This window comes from Paraburkholderia sp. BL23I1N1, assembly GCF_003610295.1.
Taxonomy (GTDB): domain Bacteria; phylum Pseudomonadota; class Gammaproteobacteria; order Burkholderiales; family Burkholderiaceae; genus Paraburkholderia.
Genome location: NZ_RAPV01000001.1, coordinates 511,480 through 525,829, shown reverse-complemented (window position 1 = coordinate 525,829; position 14,350 = coordinate 511,480). Strand labels below are relative to the sequence as shown.

At 62.7% G+C, this 14,350-nt stretch carries 13 protein-coding genes; 4 read left to right on the top strand and 9 right to left on the bottom strand.

The window, feature by feature from the left end; genetic code table 11:
- Window positions 1-111 precede the first annotated feature (111 nt).
- The gene (locus tag B0G76_RS02575) at window positions 112-1,542 is read left to right on the top strand and encodes an NYN domain-containing protein (protein WP_120296151.1); all 1,431 of its coding nucleotides are present in this window, start codon (window positions 112-114) and stop codon (window positions 1,540-1,542) included.
- Window positions 1,543-1,793: 251 nt separating this feature from the next.
- Here the strand turns inward: B0G76_RS02575 and B0G76_RS02570 are convergent, their stop codons facing one another.
- The 9 genes from B0G76_RS02570 to xseA all read right to left on the bottom strand — a co-directional run bounded on the left by B0G76_RS02570 (window position 1,794) and on the right by xseA (window position 11,488).
- Window positions 1,794-3,536: a pyrrolo-quinoline quinone gene (locus B0G76_RS02570; RefSeq protein WP_120296150.1), complete on the bottom strand. Its 1,743-nt coding sequence runs from the start codon at window positions 3,534-3,536 to the stop codon at window positions 1,794-1,796.
- A gap of 359 nt (window positions 3,537-3,895) precedes the next feature.
- Window positions 3,896-4,474: a glycine zipper family protein gene (locus B0G76_RS02565; protein ID WP_120289868.1), complete on the bottom strand. Its 579-nt coding sequence runs from the start codon at window positions 4,472-4,474 to the stop codon at window positions 3,896-3,898.
- A 349-nt stretch (window positions 4,475-4,823) separates the two neighbouring features.
- A complete protein-coding gene (locus B0G76_RS42715; RefSeq protein ID WP_183081976.1) occupies window positions 4,824-4,982 on the bottom strand; it encodes a hypothetical protein in 159 nt (52 codons plus the stop codon).
- Between the two features lie 387 nt (window positions 4,983-5,369).
- On the bottom strand, window positions 5,370-6,305 hold the full coding sequence (locus B0G76_RS02560; protein WP_120289866.1) for a c-type cytochrome: 936 nt from the start codon (window positions 6,303-6,305) through the stop codon (window positions 5,370-5,372).
- The gene (locus tag B0G76_RS02555) at window positions 6,302-6,997 is read right to left on the bottom strand and encodes a c-type cytochrome (RefSeq protein ID WP_120289864.1); all 696 of its coding nucleotides are present in this window, start codon (window positions 6,995-6,997) and stop codon (window positions 6,302-6,304) included. Before B0G76_RS02555 ends, B0G76_RS02560 begins: the two co-directional genes overlap by 4 nt.
- A gap of 113 nt (window positions 6,998-7,110) precedes the next feature.
- On the bottom strand, window positions 7,111-8,142 hold the full coding sequence (locus B0G76_RS02550; protein ID WP_120289862.1) for a substrate-binding domain-containing protein: 1,032 nt from the start codon (window positions 8,140-8,142) through the stop codon (window positions 7,111-7,113).
- 9 nt (window positions 8,143-8,151) lie between these two features.
- On the bottom strand, window positions 8,152-8,742 hold the full coding sequence (locus tag B0G76_RS02545) for a hypothetical protein (protein WP_259460485.1): 591 nt from the start codon (window positions 8,740-8,742) through the stop codon (window positions 8,152-8,154).
- A 568-nt stretch (window positions 8,743-9,310) separates the two neighbouring features.
- Window positions 9,311-9,889 carry a superoxide dismutase gene (locus B0G76_RS02535; RefSeq protein WP_120289858.1) on the bottom strand — a complete coding sequence of 193 codons (579 nt, stop codon included), beginning with the start codon at window positions 9,887-9,889 and terminating at the stop codon, window positions 9,311-9,313.
- Between the two features lie 219 nt (window positions 9,890-10,108).
- Window positions 10,109-11,488, bottom strand: coding sequence for an exodeoxyribonuclease VII large subunit (gene xseA / locus B0G76_RS02530; RefSeq protein ID WP_120289856.1), 1,380 nt, complete (start codon window positions 11,486-11,488; stop codon window positions 10,109-10,111).
- A 592-nt stretch (window positions 11,489-12,080) separates the two neighbouring features.
- Here xseA and lpxK point away from each other — a divergent pair.
- The 3 genes from lpxK to kdsB all read left to right on the top strand — a co-directional run bounded on the left by lpxK (window position 12,081) and on the right by kdsB (window position 14,237).
- A complete protein-coding gene (gene lpxK, locus B0G76_RS02525) occupies window positions 12,081-13,097 on the top strand; it encodes a tetraacyldisaccharide 4'-kinase (protein ID WP_120289854.1) in 1,017 nt (338 codons plus the stop codon).
- Window positions 13,078-13,281, top strand: a complete 204-nt coding sequence (locus B0G76_RS02520; RefSeq protein WP_006050060.1) for a Trm112 family protein — start codon at window positions 13,078-13,080, stop codon at window positions 13,279-13,281. The genes lpxK and B0G76_RS02520 overlap by 20 nt, the downstream gene beginning before the upstream one ends.
- A gap of 155 nt (window positions 13,282-13,436) precedes the next feature.
- On the top strand, window positions 13,437-14,237 hold the full coding sequence (kdsB, locus tag B0G76_RS02515; protein ID WP_120296149.1) for a 3-deoxy-manno-octulosonate cytidylyltransferase: 801 nt from the start codon (window positions 13,437-13,439) through the stop codon (window positions 14,235-14,237).
- Window positions 14,238-14,350: the final 113 nt, after the last annotated feature.

Below are 14,350 nucleotides of genomic sequence, written 5' to 3'. Positions count from 1 at the left end.
TTTCGCCTGCCGTATCGGTGCGCGAGAAACACAAAATCTGATCACCGCCGTAGGAATCGCTATCATGGTCGCGATTCGTCGAATGTGACGATCGCTTCAATGGAGATATTCATGGCGTCATCCAACGAAACCGTCAGCATGGCGCTATTCTGCGACTTCGAAAACGTTGCGCTCGGCGTGCGCGACGCGAAGTACGACAAGTTCGACATCAAGCTGGTGCTCGAACGTCTGCTGCTCAAGGGCAGCATTGTCGTGAAGAAGGCGTATTGCGACTGGGACCGCTACAAGAGTTTCAAGGGCGCGATGCACGAGGCCAATTTCGAGTTGATCGAGATTCCGCACGTGCGCCAATCGGGCAAGAATTCCGCCGACATCCGGCTCGTGGTCGACGCGCTCGACCTCTGCTACACAAAATCGCACGTCAACACCTTCGTCATCATCAGTGGCGACTCGGACTTCTCGCCGCTGGTGTCGAAGCTGCGCGAGAACGCCAAGCAGGTGATCGGCGTCGGGGTCCAGCAGTCCACCTCCGATCTGCTGATCGCAAACTGCGACGAATTTTTCTTTTACGACGACCTCGTGCGTGAAAGCCAGCGCACGGTATCCAAACGCGAGTCCTCGCGCCCGCAACAGACCGCGCAGCAGACAGCCAAACGCGCACCCGACGAAGACAAATCGCGCAACAAGGAAGACCTCGAAAAGCGCCGTACCAAAGCCGTCGAGATCGCGGTGCAGACGTTCGATGCGCTCGCCTCCGAACGTGGCGACAGCGGCAAGATCTGGGCGTCGGTACTGAAGAACGCGATCAAGCGCCGCAAGCCGGATTTCAACGAGACGTACTACGGTTTTCGCGCATTCGGCAATCTGCTGGAAGAGGCGCAGGCGCGCGGGCTACTCGAATTCGGCCGCGACGAGAAGTCAGGCGCGTACGTTTATCGGGGCACGGCTGCGAACGTGGGCGCCGAAAACGTGAACGAGCCGGGCGAATCCGGCGAGGTGGCGGAACAGGTGGTTGAGGCGCGGGTTGCCGAAACAGTGGTCGCCGAGTCGGGCGGCAAGCACGAGCGCCGCAGAGGGCGTGGCAATCGCAAGCCCGGCGGCCGTGGCCAGCAGGAGGCCGCGCCGGAAGAGCGCGCGGCAGTCGAGCACGGTGGCCACGCGCAGGCTCAGGCGGAAGCCGTGCACACGCACGCGCCATCCGCCGGCGAGTCCGTTTTCGAACAGCCGGAAGCAGCGTGGGCAGAACCCGCGGCCTTTGCAGCTGAACCGGTCACGGTAGCTGGCGAAGCAACTCAGGAAGCGGGCGACGCTCAACCTAAGCGCAGCAAGGAACGCACACCGCGCAAGACAGCCGCGAAGAAAATGAAGAAGGCAACGCCGCGAAAGGCCAACGCGGTGCCGGAAATCGCAGCGCCTGTTGAAGCATCGGCGGCGTCTGTCGCCGAAGAAAAAGCACCCGTGGCCGCCAAAAAGGCAGCGCGCAAAGCGGCGCCACGCAGTCGCCGTCCGCGTAAAACTGCTGCGACGAGCGACTCGGAATAAGCGTCTCACGTTGTGTGACGCGTACCGATGCAAGGCAAGTGCATCAGACCGCGCTCCGCTGCAATCAAAAAGCCCCTGCTCGCGACGAACAGGGGCTTTTCCATTTCAGGCACGTGATGCTTCGAACGAGCTGATCGTCGAACCAGCACGCCCACCGTGCAACAACGCTTGCTCCGCGATCGGCAATATCAGCTCATTTCACCTCGTAACGGCAGGATCGGGCTGCGCCTGAAACCACGCGACAGCACCGTCTACAGCAACCCGAACACCGCCACCCCATTAGTCGCGCCGACAAACACTTTGCCCCGCGCGATCATCGGTGTGATGAACTTGTTGCCAGCGCCCCATTGATCGCGCGTGCCGGCCTGATTGCTGTTGTACAGCTCGTGCGCGAGGTTGCCGGCGTCGTATGCATGCAAATCACCCGTCGTGCCGTTTTCCGCCACCCAGACGATGCCGTTGCTCGTACCGTTGGCCGACACGGCCGGAGTCGCGCCGGGATAGGCAAACGTGGTAGGACTCTTCGCCGAAGCGGTGGTCGCGAGAAACGCGCCCGAGACCGGCAACGCCTTCAGGTTGTCGTTCCAGCCACCGTAATAGACCACACCGCTATAGTAAGCCGGCGAGCCCCAGATGCCCCCCGCGAGCGTGCCGGTCAGCACCTGCCAGATATTGTTCGCCGTCGGACTGAATTTACCCATCGAGTCGCGATCGACCACATAGATCAGGTTGTCTTTGCCCGCCGCCACCGCCAGGTGTTTGACGACGCCGCCCGCGGTGGTCTGATCCGGCAACAGCATCACGCCGCCCGAGCCGAAATCGTTGTCGGCGTTTGCCTCGGCCACCACGTTATCCATCGCGAAGTAATCGGTGACCTGCAGGTTTCCTGACGACAGCTTCATCAGCGAGTTGCCAAAGTCGCCGTCGACTGGGAAACCCTGCGCGTTCAGCGTGGTGCCGAACGTGCCGTTGCCGTCCACGACGTAAATCGAGGTGCCGTCCGAGGCCATCCCGGAACCGGCCATCCAGATCGATCCCTGGCTGCCGTTCGCCGTGATGTTGAGCACGCTGGTCTGGTGGAGTGTGTCAGCGCTATAGGCCATCAGCCAGCCGGTGTACGCGCCCGCCATGCAATGCGAGGTCCAGCCCATATAGATGTTGCCGCCAACCAGCGTGAGCGCCGCGCGTTCCGTATGCTGCGAAGGATTGAAGGTAAGCAGTCCATTGACGCTGCCCGCACCGCTGCCCGGGTAGGTCGCGGAGATCTCGGTCGGCCCGCCCAGTATCTCGGCACCAGTCGTCAGATCGAGCGCGTGCAGACGGTGATGATAGGCGCCGCTGCTGTCCCTGGTCATCGCGACGGCGTACAGAACACCGTTTGTGCCGCGATTGCGGTCAATGACCGGCGTCGACGTAATACCGATCTCCGGCGTGAAGTCCTGACAACTGAAGTTGTCGCTGACTGTCTCGCCACTGCCGATCAACGAGACTTTCCACAATTGCGCGAAGGTCGTGGCGTCATAGGCGTACACGCTGTCGTGTTCGGTCGCCACGTAGACCACATCGTGCGACGCGCCGCCGATCGGCAAACTCGTGACGAAAAGCGGCTGAGCGTCGACCTTGCCGTCCGCGGAGAGAAACGCGACTTTGCCGAAGCTCGCCGAATTGACATTGGCGAGCGTCAGCGTTGTCTCGGCAAGCATCTGGCCGGTGCGCGCGAGATCGTTGTGATGCATGAGCACGTCGGTGGCGTAGGCTGTCGATCCCATCGACATGCCGCCTGAACCGGTCGAGCCGGTTCCCCCCGTGCCGCCGGTTGTCGAGCCGCTGCTGGTGGTGCCGCCGCTGGCCCCTGAGCCCGAAACCGTACCCGATGTGCCGCCCGAGCCGCCACCGCAAGAAAGGAAAAAGGTGGCGACAAGGGCAACCGCAAGCCACCCGCACACGCGGAACCACGCTCTCGGATGGAACGTGCCGGTTTGCCGTGGCAGCATGATCGCCTCGCTTGCACGATGTCCGGCCAACTCCGTACGTCGGATAACTCGAACGGCGAAGTCAGAAACGGCGGGTGCCGGCAGGGATGGAGGGGGAGTGTGCGGGCTGTGCCAATCCGCCAGATAACCGGCGTCCTTAGCCCTCGGTCCAAACGTACGCCCTTTGCCGGGCGGCTTGCCGCCATCGTTTCGCGTCTTTCCGCCAGACATGACAGAAGCTTGACGGCAACAAGCTTGCCTGGCGCTTGCCTGATGTCCGGCGCAAACGGTGCGTTTCAGCGAAGCTGAGGCTGCGAATCAGCCTCAGTAGCTTGATTTCAATAGGTCGATTTCAGTAAGTCGATTTCACCAACTCAACCTCAGTAATAAGGGTAAGGCGCATACATCACCGGCGGCGGTGCGACATACCTCGGCGGCGGCGCGTAGTAGTACGGCTGCGGTGCGTAATAAGCGGGTTGCGGTGCGTAATAGGCAGGCTGCTGCGGCTGCGAGATCGTGTTGCCTTTCGAGGTCATGCACTGCGCGTAGGCGGCGTCGTAGCGCGCTTGCAGGCCCGCGGCGGAATACTGCGCGCCATTCGCGCCGTTCGCGCCGCCGATCAACAGGCCACTGCCCGCGCCGATTGCCGCGCCCGCGCCGGCGTTGCCCGCCGCCGCACCGATCAGCGCGCCGACAGCGGCGCCGCCGAGCGTGCCGATCGCCGCGCTGTTCACGCTGTTCGTGGTCGCCGCCTGCGCGGCCGCGTTCGGGTCGGTCGAGCGGTTCGCGTAGTCGCGGCATGCATAGTCGTCCTGCTGGAACTGACCGAGCGGCTCGCCGCTCTTCGGCAGTGCGACGACGCTCGGACCGCTCGGCGGCATCACCGCGCAACCGCCGAGCGCGAGCGCGACGACAACGGCAGGTAGGGCGATGCTTATCGACTTGGTGCTGGAGATCATGTTGGTACGCTTCTGAGACACTGGAATTCACACGTTAGGCCAATCGGTCCCGTCCTTGTTTACCAGATCGTTACTGAAAGTTTTTCGCTTACATTCGCGCAGCGGCCCGGACACTGCCCTGCGCGATGCAGGAATGGCGCTTCGATCATCGGTCCCGCGACGTTATATCGGGTAACGCTTGTAAGCGGCGCAGCAATCTGATTTCACGCCTTGCGGCCTAAACTGGCTGCCTCCAACGCCGCGCGTTCTGGCCGCCGAAGCGCGCTGCCCCGCGTCGCATGACAGTTCCGCCGCCACACGTGCGCTCACCCCGTCAGCCGTGGACGGCCCCCGTCAATGAAATTGAGGATCACTCGATGAATCGGCTTGTTTTCGTAGCGGCGGCGGCTTGTGTCGGCTGCGTATCGCCCGTCTTCGCCCAGTCGAATTCGACATTCCCGCGCAGTGCTATCGAACCGTCCACAACGACATTTCCGAGCGCCTCGATCGCGCAGAATTTCCAGTTCATCAATCACCCGCCGCCGGCTCCCGCACCGGCGAGTTCAACTGCACCCACCGGCGGCGGACGCGGCCATCGACATCGGCAGATGTCGACGGATTCCGATGCGGCCGGGGCCGCGTCGACGCAGCCTTGATGGAGCGCACACAAGGTCCGAATCGGCGTGCAACAAGGGTCCGCCGGCTTCGCCGCAGTTACCAACTGTGACAAAGCTTGCACTCGCCACCGACCCGCCACGCCCGATCTGACAATTGTTCCCCTCGCTACCGGGTAACCACCGGAAGCGCACGCGTATCCCGTCGTCCGATGGCGCGCGCGAATGCGACGAACGGCGAACATGCCAACGCCAACTAACGGCCGCCGTGCACCAGGTCGTGCCGGCGGCAACGCACTCCATCATCGCGATCCGGACGCACCCAAAACCTGCCCATTAACGGTTTGACCGTACATGGAGTGCGGCGAGTCATGGAACTTTGCGCGCGTCGTTTCAACTGAGCCCACAAAGCGCGGATCTTGCGGACGTTCATGGCTATCCATAAACGTCGCCACATCCCACGCCTGCTGGTCCGTCAGCGTTCCAGCCAGCCCCAACGGCATATTCGCCTTGATGAAACCGGCTGCGTTCTGAATGTCGCCCATGCCGGCACCCCAATTGAACGAATGAGCCCCCCACAGCGGCGGGAACACGGTTTGTCCCCCGCTTGACTGCCCTTGCCCATCGGCACCGTGACATAAAGCACAGTGCTGCGCATAGACGGCGCTCCCTCTCGCGTAGTCCGCCTTTTGCGCGGGCGCAGGAAGTTTGGGATAGCCTTGCCCCGGCAGCTTTTCGCCGACAGGCGCACCTTGCGCGAGCCAGTAAGCGTACGTTTCCAATGCCACGAGCACCGGATCGCCAAGCGGCGGCGCCTTGCCGTTCATGCTGTAGAGGAAGCACCCCTGGAGACGCTCGGCGAACGAGTTCACATGTCCATTCTTGCTCCGATAGGCCGGATACAAGGGATACGCGCCCCACAGCGGACTCGAATCCGCCTTTCGGCCCGCATCCAGGTGACAGTTGGCACAATTCAGCGTATTGCCGACGTACTTCCCGGCGAAAGTTTGAGTATGCGTAAAGATTTGCTCGCCCAATTTGACGAATTTGCCGAAACCGTCTGTCGGCATGCTCGATTCTGCCGGTGGTGCGAACGGCCTCACCGGTGACGACTGAGCGCCTTGCGCGGAAGAAGCGGGCAACGCCGGCATCTCGCCATTGGCAGCCAGGCACGAAACGGCAATTGCACTCAACACACCGGCGAACACGCTGCGGTACAACCGGGTTCGATTGATCATTGCTTGCTCCCGTTCGCGGATGTCGCTTCGGCCGGCGCGTCAGTCCCGCCGTAGTAGGCGGCGACAGCAGCGATATCCGTGTCGGAGAGCCTGTTCGCGACGGCCGGCATCAACGCCATCGGCCCAGGCGGCCGGGTGCCGCTCTTCCAGCCGTGCAGCTGCCCCGCTATATAAGACGCCGGCTGGCCGGCTAGTGGCGGGAACGTAGCGCCCACGCCGATTCCGCCAGGTCCATGGCATTGCACACAGGCAGGCAAACCCTCGTTCCAGCGTCCACGCGTGGCGATCCATGCGCCAACGTCCGATGGCTTGACTGACTCGTTGTCACTCGCTTTCATGCCCGGAGGCGGTTGCAGCGCGGCGAAGTACTGCGCAACCGCGTCGCGCTCGCGCGCGGACAGCAATTTCGCCAACGGCTGCATGATCGGGTTCTGGCGACTCCCGTCGGCGAACGATGTCAATTGCGCTGACAAATAGGATCCGCTGACGCCCGCAAGACGCGGAAAGCCTGCCGTCGCGTTGCCTTCGCCCTGCGAACCATGACAACTGATGCACGCGGCGACACCCTTCGCCGTGCCCTGCATCGCGATGGTTTGTCCCGTGCTGAGGTTGTCCGCGTGAGCGCCGGAGATCGCCAACACCGTGCCCGCCAACGCCAGTTGCATGGTCAGGTATCCGCGCCGCACTCTCATGACCGAATAGTCCACATCGTCTCCTTCAGATTATCGCGGGTTAGGACCTAGGACCCGCTCAGGCGCGGGTATCCGCTAGCGTTCGGCTGTCCTCGTCGAATCGTCACAGCGCATCATTGCATGCTCGAACTCGACGCCGGTTCGTACTTGCCGAAACCGTATCGCTGGAAGATCTGAAACGCCGCGGGCGAATGAATAAAGCTGAGCCACCGGCGAGCCGCTTGCGGGTGCGGTGCGCCATTGACCAGCGCGCCGGCGTAGATCGCGGTCGTGTTTTCATCAGAGGGAATATCGACGTGAGCAAGAGGATGACCGATCTGTTCCTGAAACAAGGCTTCGGATTTCCAGACCACACCCGCATCGGCACGATCCTGCATCAGAAAAAGCGCGGTTTGCCGATGACGTATCTGGGTCAGCTCCGTCGATCCGGTCCGCACTTTATCCTTGTAGACGGCCTCGACGAGCGCGTCGCCGCCGGCTTTCACCAGCGATGCCTTGATCTGTCGCGCCACTCCTTCAAATTCCGGATTGGGCATGGCGAGTCGCAACTCGGCCCTCGCGGGATCGTTGAGCGACATGACGTGCTGAGGGTTGTCTCGCCGAACCATGATCGTCAACTGATTCGTCACGTAGGGAACAGCGGGACCTGTTAGCGTGCCGTCCGCGATGAGCGCTTTCACCTTCGCCAGACCGGCGAAATAGGCATCCGGTTTGACCGTCCATGTCATATTGCCGACCGTGATCGTGCCACCGGCTTTCATCTGCTTGACCAGCAAACCGGGGGGAATCGTTTCCCAGAAAATCCACCCGCGATACTCAGGACTGTCTTTCTCGAACTGCGCGACCAGCGGCGCCATCGCGAAGAAATAATTGCCCCCCACGAACAGCACAAGCTTCGGAGAAGACAGGTTGCCGTGGAAATCGGCCAGCACGTCGACCTGCGGGACGGTGAATTCGAGTCCCCGATCCATCACGTCGTTATTTTCTCCATGCTGCCACGGCGAAAAGGCGTCAGCCTCCGTCGAAGCCGGCGCCGCGAATGCGATCCCGGCAGCGCAACTCAATGAGCACAGTGAGAGCGCAAGCGTGAGCCGCAGGGACCGTCGAGCCCCCTGCAACGGGTTGTGAGCGCGAGTGAATGCCATGGCTGATCCTTAACTGGCGTAGTGAAAACCGGCCTGCTGGAGTTCGACCAGCGTTGCCACTGCGCCGGGTGTCACGATCGCGCTCGTGATGACATGGTTGGTCAAATCGGCTGCAAGCCCGTCCAGCGGCAACTTGTCCGGATTCACGCCGGCCACGAGCAGTCTCTCCGCCAGTTCCCAGATCGCGTTGTGGCACGACAGAAAGACGACACCTCGTTTCAGCAACGCCGGAATGCTGTTGTCGTGCGACGAAAAGGCGCCGTCAGCACTTTCATGGCCGTCATTGCCGATGGCCTCGGCCGGTTTCCTGTCGAGCAGCGTGTTGGCCGAAAACGTGTTGCCGCTTATTTTCGCGAGACCGTACTTGTCCCACGCTGTCTGGTCGAACAAGGACAAATGGGCCGACCCATGCGTTGCCGATACCACGAGAAAATCCGGATGCCTGAACGACCAGATTTGCGCATTCAGGGCATTGCGCATCAGGTTCAACCACGGCCCGCCAAGCTCGGTGTTGTCCCAAACCTGTTTCGGATTGCCTCGACACCCGATAACGGCAGACAGCGCCTCATGATCCCATTGGTCAGGACGCTCGAGAATCATGGGGACCGTTTTAAAGTCACGCCGCCTTGGCGCTACAGCCAGTCTTTGAGTCAATTCGGCCAGATTGCTCGCCCCTCCGGGCAGCAACTATGCCGGGTCGGCTGCCATGGCTCGCGATGGCCCTGTGGCGCTCAGAAGCGCTGTACCGGCAGCGAGGCCAAACGTCTTTAACGCACTGCGGCGCGTAGTCTGGTTAGTCATGCCTGTATCTCCTTGTTGTTGTTCGAACTGTCGAGGTCGCGAAAATGCGCGCGCACGCGCGATTCAACCGGCATGGCAGAAGCCGTATTAACGTTTGCCAAGTCTAGGGATATCTGACCGATAAAAGAAATCGTGAATTCGGATTTGATGTATTCGCGTGGCCGATGATTCACGCGACGCGCGCCGGCCACTGAGGAATTGACGCCCTGTTTATGCAAATTGCTTGCAACGCCAAAAAAACAAAAAGCCCTCACGAAGGAGGGCTTTCTGTTTTACTACCGTTTCCGGACTGCATTGCAGCGATCAGTTCAGATTTTCAATTTCGTTTGAAATCCGAACTATCTTGTCACGCCGCACACCGGCAATCTCACGCGAAGTTCTTCGACGCGAATGCCCAGTTGACGATGTTCCAGTACGCTTCAACGAACTTCGGACGTGCGTTGCGATAGTCGATGTAGTACGCGTGTTCCCACACGTCGATCGTCAGCAGCGCCTTCGCGTCCGTGGTCAGCGGCGTAGCTGCGTTGCTCGTCGACACCAGGTCGAGCGAACCGTCGGCCTTCTTCACCAGCCATGCCCAGCCCGAGCCGAACGTGCCGACTGCGGTCTTGGCGAATTCTTCCTTGAACTTGTCGAACGAACCCCACTTGGCATTGATCGCGTCAGCCAGTGCGCCGGTCGGTGCGCCGCCACCTTGCGGCGACAGGCTGTTCCAGAAGAACGTGTGGTTCCACACTTGAGCAGCGTTATTGAAAATACCGCCCGATGCCTTCTTGACGATCTCTTCGAGCGACAGATTCTCGAACTCCGTGCCCTTGATCAGATTGTTCAGGTTAGTCACATAGGTCTGGTGGTGCTTGCCGTAGTGATACTCAAGCGTCTCTTCCGACATGTTCGGAACGAGTGCGTTTTTTGCGAACGGCAGCGGCGGGAGCGTATGTTCCATGGTGCTTTCCTTCTGTCTGTATCTGTTGTGGGGGAGTCTGCGGATAACGCTATTGAGCACTGGATTGTAGGCGAGTTGGAATAACCCCGCAAACCAATGGACTTTATGCCCGGCATCGGCAAACATGCCGCACACATAGCGTAATTAGTGCTTTCGCACGGGTCGTGCCTGCCCCATGCGAGAGTCAAAAATATGCCTTGGCGCGGTGTCGGCGAAGTGTCAGAAACCGTCGGTCAGGCGCGGTTGCACATCGGCGAGGGCAATGTCAGCAGCCCCTTCGGCGAGATGCACCGTGAGGCGCCGCCCCGGTTTCAGCGACGACGGCGCGCGCACCGCGCGGCCGCTCTGCGCATCGAGCACGGCGGCATAGCCACGCTCCAGTGTGCGCTTCGGACTCAGTACTTCGAGCCGCGCGGCCAGCGTGTCGATACGCGCGGTCTGACGTTCATGCTGGCGTAACAATGCGGTGTCCAGACGCTGCGCGAGATTGCCGAGCTTCGCCTGATGCGCGGCGAGATCGGGGCGCCAGCGCTCCCAGCGCATCTGCAGCAGAGAAAAACGCGCTCGTGCATCACGCACGGGACGCGCACCCGCCAAAGCGAGGCGCACGCTCAATTGCTGCAGGTGGGTGCGCTGCCGCGCGAGCCGCTCGGCCGGCGACACGAGCCGGCGCGCGAGCCAGTCGAGTTGCTGGGCGCGGCGCTCCATCATGCGGCCAAAACCGCGCGCGAGCGTCGCATGCCGATGATCGAGCTCGCGCAGCAACAGCACGCGCTGCGGGCTGACGAGTTCGGCGGCGCCGGTAGGCGTCGGTGCGCGCACGTCGGCGGCGAAGTCGGCAATCGTGAAATCGGTTTCGTGACCCACGCCGCTTACCACCGGTATCGCACTTTCAGCGATGGCACGCGCGAGCGCTTCTTCGTTGAACGCCCACAGGTCTTCAATCGAGCCGCCGCCGCGGCACACGATCAGCACATCGACCTCGCGGCGCGCGCTGGCCGCGTCGACCATCGCGGCCAGCCTGGCGCTGGCGCCCACGCCCTGCACCGGTGCCGGATAGACGATCACCGGAATGTGCGGCGCGCGCCGCGACAAGGTGGTCACGACGTCACGCAATGCGGCGGCCTGAAGCGATGTCACAATGCCGATCGCGCGCGGATGAGGCGGCAACGCGCGTTTGCGTTCGGCGGCAAAGAGACCCTCGGCTTCGAGTTGCGCCTTCAGCTTGAGAAAGGCTTCATAAAGACGCCCCTGCCCCGTGCGGCGCACCGCTTCCACATTCAGTTGCAGCTCGCCGCGCGGCTCGTACATTGTCACCAGCGCGCGCACTTCGATACGGTCGCCTTCGCGCGGCGTGAACTCGGCGTATTGCGCGCGACCGCGGAACATCACGCAGCGCATCTGCGCCTGAGCGTCCTTGATCGAGAAATACCAATGGCCGCTCGCGGCACGCGTGAAGTTCGAGACTTCGCCCGACACCCAGACGAGCGGAAACGAGCGTTCGAGCATCGTGCCAATCGCGCGATTGAGCGCGGAAACGGGGACGACAACTTCACCGCCGGGCGTAGCCGACGAAGCAAACGGGCTTTCGGGATTCATGCGAGGAATATCTGTGACTGGCCGGACAGACGATAGACCGAGTGGCCATCGGCGTCCAGCGCAGCGGTGGAATTGTTAAAAGTGTCCACATGTCGGGAGCCATTAGACGAATGCCGCCAAAACGCCCGCCAGCCCGCGCGAATTGGCGGCATGTCGTTGATTTATATGGATTTTGCATCTCGTTAATGAGATCAAATGCCGATACGAAGCGCTCGGCGCGGCCCTTCCAGCCCATCGAAGGGCAAGTTCTCCACAAAGTTATCCACAGGCTGTGGACATCGCCCGAAGCAACGGCTCGCCATGCGGCGCGGGGCGCGCAACTTGCCGTGCGGGACGCACGCGCGCTAGAGTGGCGGGTTCGACAGCATGCCGAACGCCCCGCAGCGCTCGTCATTACGGCACACTGGCGTCACGCTAATAGCACGCGGCGCGAACGCGCCAGATGTCGCCGCCGCTTCGCCTTTTCGCTTCACTTTTCGATTGTCCGGAGAACCGCGTTGATGCTTGCCCCGCGTAGTGCAACTGGCGCTTTCACGCCGCCGTCCTGTCTCCTTCGGGCGCGCGGTGCATCGCCTGTTATTGCGGCTCGCCAATGAGCGAATTGAACAACCGTCTCGAAGCGCGCCTTGCGCGTGAGTGGCAGCAACGCGGCCCGCTTGCGTGGGCGCTGACGCCTTTCGCCTGCGTATTCGCCGCGATTGCCGCCGCGCGTCGCGCCGCCTTCTCGTTCGGCTGGCTGAAATCCGTGCGCATTGGCGTGCCGGTGGTGGTGGTCGGCAACGTGACCGTTGGCGGCACCGGCAAGACGCCGACCGTTATCGCGCTGGTCGAAGCCTTGCGCGCCGCCGGCTTTAAACCCGGCGTGGTGTCGCGTGGCTACGGTGCGCGCGTCAAGGGACCGACGCCGGTTCTCGCGACGTCGGCAGCGAACGTCGGCGGCGACGAACCGCTGCTGATCGCGCGCCGCACCGGCGCACCGGTGTGGGTCTGCCCGGACCGGGTCGCGGCCGCGCAAGCGCTGTGCACCGCGCATCGCGAAGTCGACGTGATCGTCAGCGACGACGGCTTGCAGCACTATCGTCTCGCCCGCGACGCCGAACTGGTGATCTTCGATCACCGGCTCGGCGGCAACGGTTTTCTGCTGCCGGCCGGTCCGCTGCGCGAGCCTCTCTCGCGCCGCCGCGATGCCACGCTGATCAACGATCCGTACGCCCGCACGCTGCCCCCCTGGCCGAACACGTTCGCGCTGCAACTCGCGCCAGCCGACGCCTGGCACCTCGACAACCCCGGTCTGCGCCGCCCGCTCGCGCAATTCAGCGGCGATCGCGTGCTGGCCGCGGCCGGCATCGGCGCGCCGGAGCGTTTTTTCGCGACGCTGCGCGCGGCCGGTCTCACGCCCACCACCCGCGCCTTGCCGGATCACTACGCGTTCGAGCGCAATCCTTTTACGGACGTCGACGCGGATGCCATCCTGATAACCGAAAAGGATGCGGTAAAATTAGGGTCCTGGCACGACGCGCGCATCTGGGTTGTCCCTGTCGAAGCCGCGCTCGATCATCGCCTCATTGCATTAGTTGTGGAGAAAGTCCGTGGACGCTCGCCTGCTTGAAATTCTCGTCTGCCCGATCTGCAAGGGCCCGCTCAGCTACGACCGTTCGGCGCAGGAACTGATCTGCAATGCGGACAAGCTTGCCTATCCGATCCGCGACGGCATCCCCGTGATGCTGGTCGACGAAGCACGGCAGACCGTGGAAGGCACGCCGGTCGATCTGAATCCGGGCTCCGTTGCCTGAGTCGGCTTTACCCGGCGCAGGGCGGGCGCGAGGCCGGTACTTTCGGCGCATACCGCCGCTCTGATCCACATTTGCCGTCTTTCCCATCAGCGCCCGCAATGCCGCAATGCACTTGCGAGCGCTTTCTTCCGGTTTCATCGCCGCTCGTCCTTCCGATGACCAACGCTAACGTCGCCGCTCCTCCGTTCATCGCCGTCGTGCCGGCCCGGCTCGCCTCGACGCGCCTGCCCAACAAACCGCTCGCCGACATTGGCGGTAAGCCGATGGTGGTACGCGTGGCCGAACGCGCGCGCGAATCGGGCGCGCAGCAGGTGCTGATCGCCTCCGACGCGCAAGCAGTGCTGGATGTCGCCCGCGAGCACGGCTTCGAAGCCGTGCTGACGCGCGCCGATCATCCGTCGGGCACCGACCGTCTCGCGGAAGTGGCGGCGCAGTTCGGCTGGAGCGACGAGACGATCGTGGTGAACGTTCAGGGCGACGAGCCGCTGATCGACCCGGCGCTCGTGTGCGGCGTGGCGTCGCACCTGGCATCGAGCCACGGCTGCGCGATCGCCACCGCCGCGCATCCGATCACCGACCCCACGGAAATTTTCAATCCGAACGTCGTCAAGGTCGTGCTCGACGCGCGCGGCGTCGCGCTGTATTTTTCGCGCGCGCCGATTCCATGGGCACGCGACGCGTATCAGCCGCATTGGCCCGACGTGGCGTCGATGCCGGCGCCGCCGGCTCCCGCCGTCGTTCATCGACATATCGGCCTGTACGCGTATCGCGCCCAATTCCTGCGCACGTATCCGAGTTTCGCGATTTCGCCGATCGAGCAGGTCGAAGCACTCGAACAGCTTCGCGCGATGTGGCACGGCGAGCGAATCGCGGTGCTCGTCACTCAGAATGCGCCGCTGCCGGGCGTCGACACGCCCGCCGATCTCGCGCGCGTGCAGGCTTTATTCGGGGCTTGAGCGGAAAAACCCATGGCATAATCGGACGGTTGTGCGCGCCTCCCGTTAATCGCGAGAGCCAGGGTTTGCCCCGGTCGCACCGTTCCCGCCTTGCAGCGCCGTCGTTGTCGACG

Excerpts from the sequence above, each read along its gene's own strand:
- B0G76_RS02565 (WP_120289868.1), bottom strand. The coding sequence starts at position 4,474 with ATGATCTCCAGCACCAAGTCGATAAGCATCGCCCTACCTGCCGTTGTC.
- xseA (WP_120289856.1), bottom strand. The coding sequence starts at position 11,488 with ATGAATCCCGAAAGCCCGTTTGCTTCGTCGGCTACGCCCGGCGGTGAA.
- B0G76_RS02570 (WP_120296150.1), bottom strand. The coding sequence starts at position 3,536 with ATGCTGCCACGGCAAACCGGCACGTTCCATCCGAGAGCGTGGTTCCGC.
- B0G76_RS02535 (WP_120289858.1), bottom strand. The coding sequence starts at position 9,889 with ATGGAACATACGCTCCCGCCGCTGCCGTTCGCAAAAAACGCACTCGTT.
- B0G76_RS02550 (WP_120289862.1), bottom strand. The coding sequence starts at position 8,142 with ATGGCATTCACTCGCGCTCACAACCCGTTGCAGGGGGCTCGACGGTCC.
- B0G76_RS42715 (WP_183081976.1), bottom strand. The coding sequence starts at position 4,982 with ATGAACTGGAAATTCTGCGCGATCGAGGCGCTCGGAAATGTCGTTGTG.
- B0G76_RS02560 (WP_120289866.1), bottom strand. The coding sequence starts at position 6,305 with ATGATCAATCGAACCCGGTTGTACCGCAGCGTGTTCGCCGGTGTGTTG.
- lpxK (WP_120289854.1), top strand. The coding sequence starts at position 12,081 with ATGAGCGAATTGAACAACCGTCTCGAAGCGCGCCTTGCGCGTGAGTGG.
- kdsB (WP_120296149.1), top strand. The coding sequence starts at position 13,437 with ATGACCAACGCTAACGTCGCCGCTCCTCCGTTCATCGCCGTCGTGCCG.
- B0G76_RS02575 (WP_120296151.1), top strand. The coding sequence starts at position 112 with ATGGCGTCATCCAACGAAACCGTCAGCATGGCGCTATTCTGCGACTTC.
- B0G76_RS02545 (WP_259460485.1), bottom strand. The coding sequence starts at position 8,742 with ATGATTCTCGAGCGTCCTGACCAATGGGATCATGAGGCGCTGTCTGCC.
- B0G76_RS02555 (WP_120289864.1), bottom strand. The coding sequence starts at position 6,997 with ATGAGAGTGCGGCGCGGATACCTGACCATGCAACTGGCGTTGGCGGGC.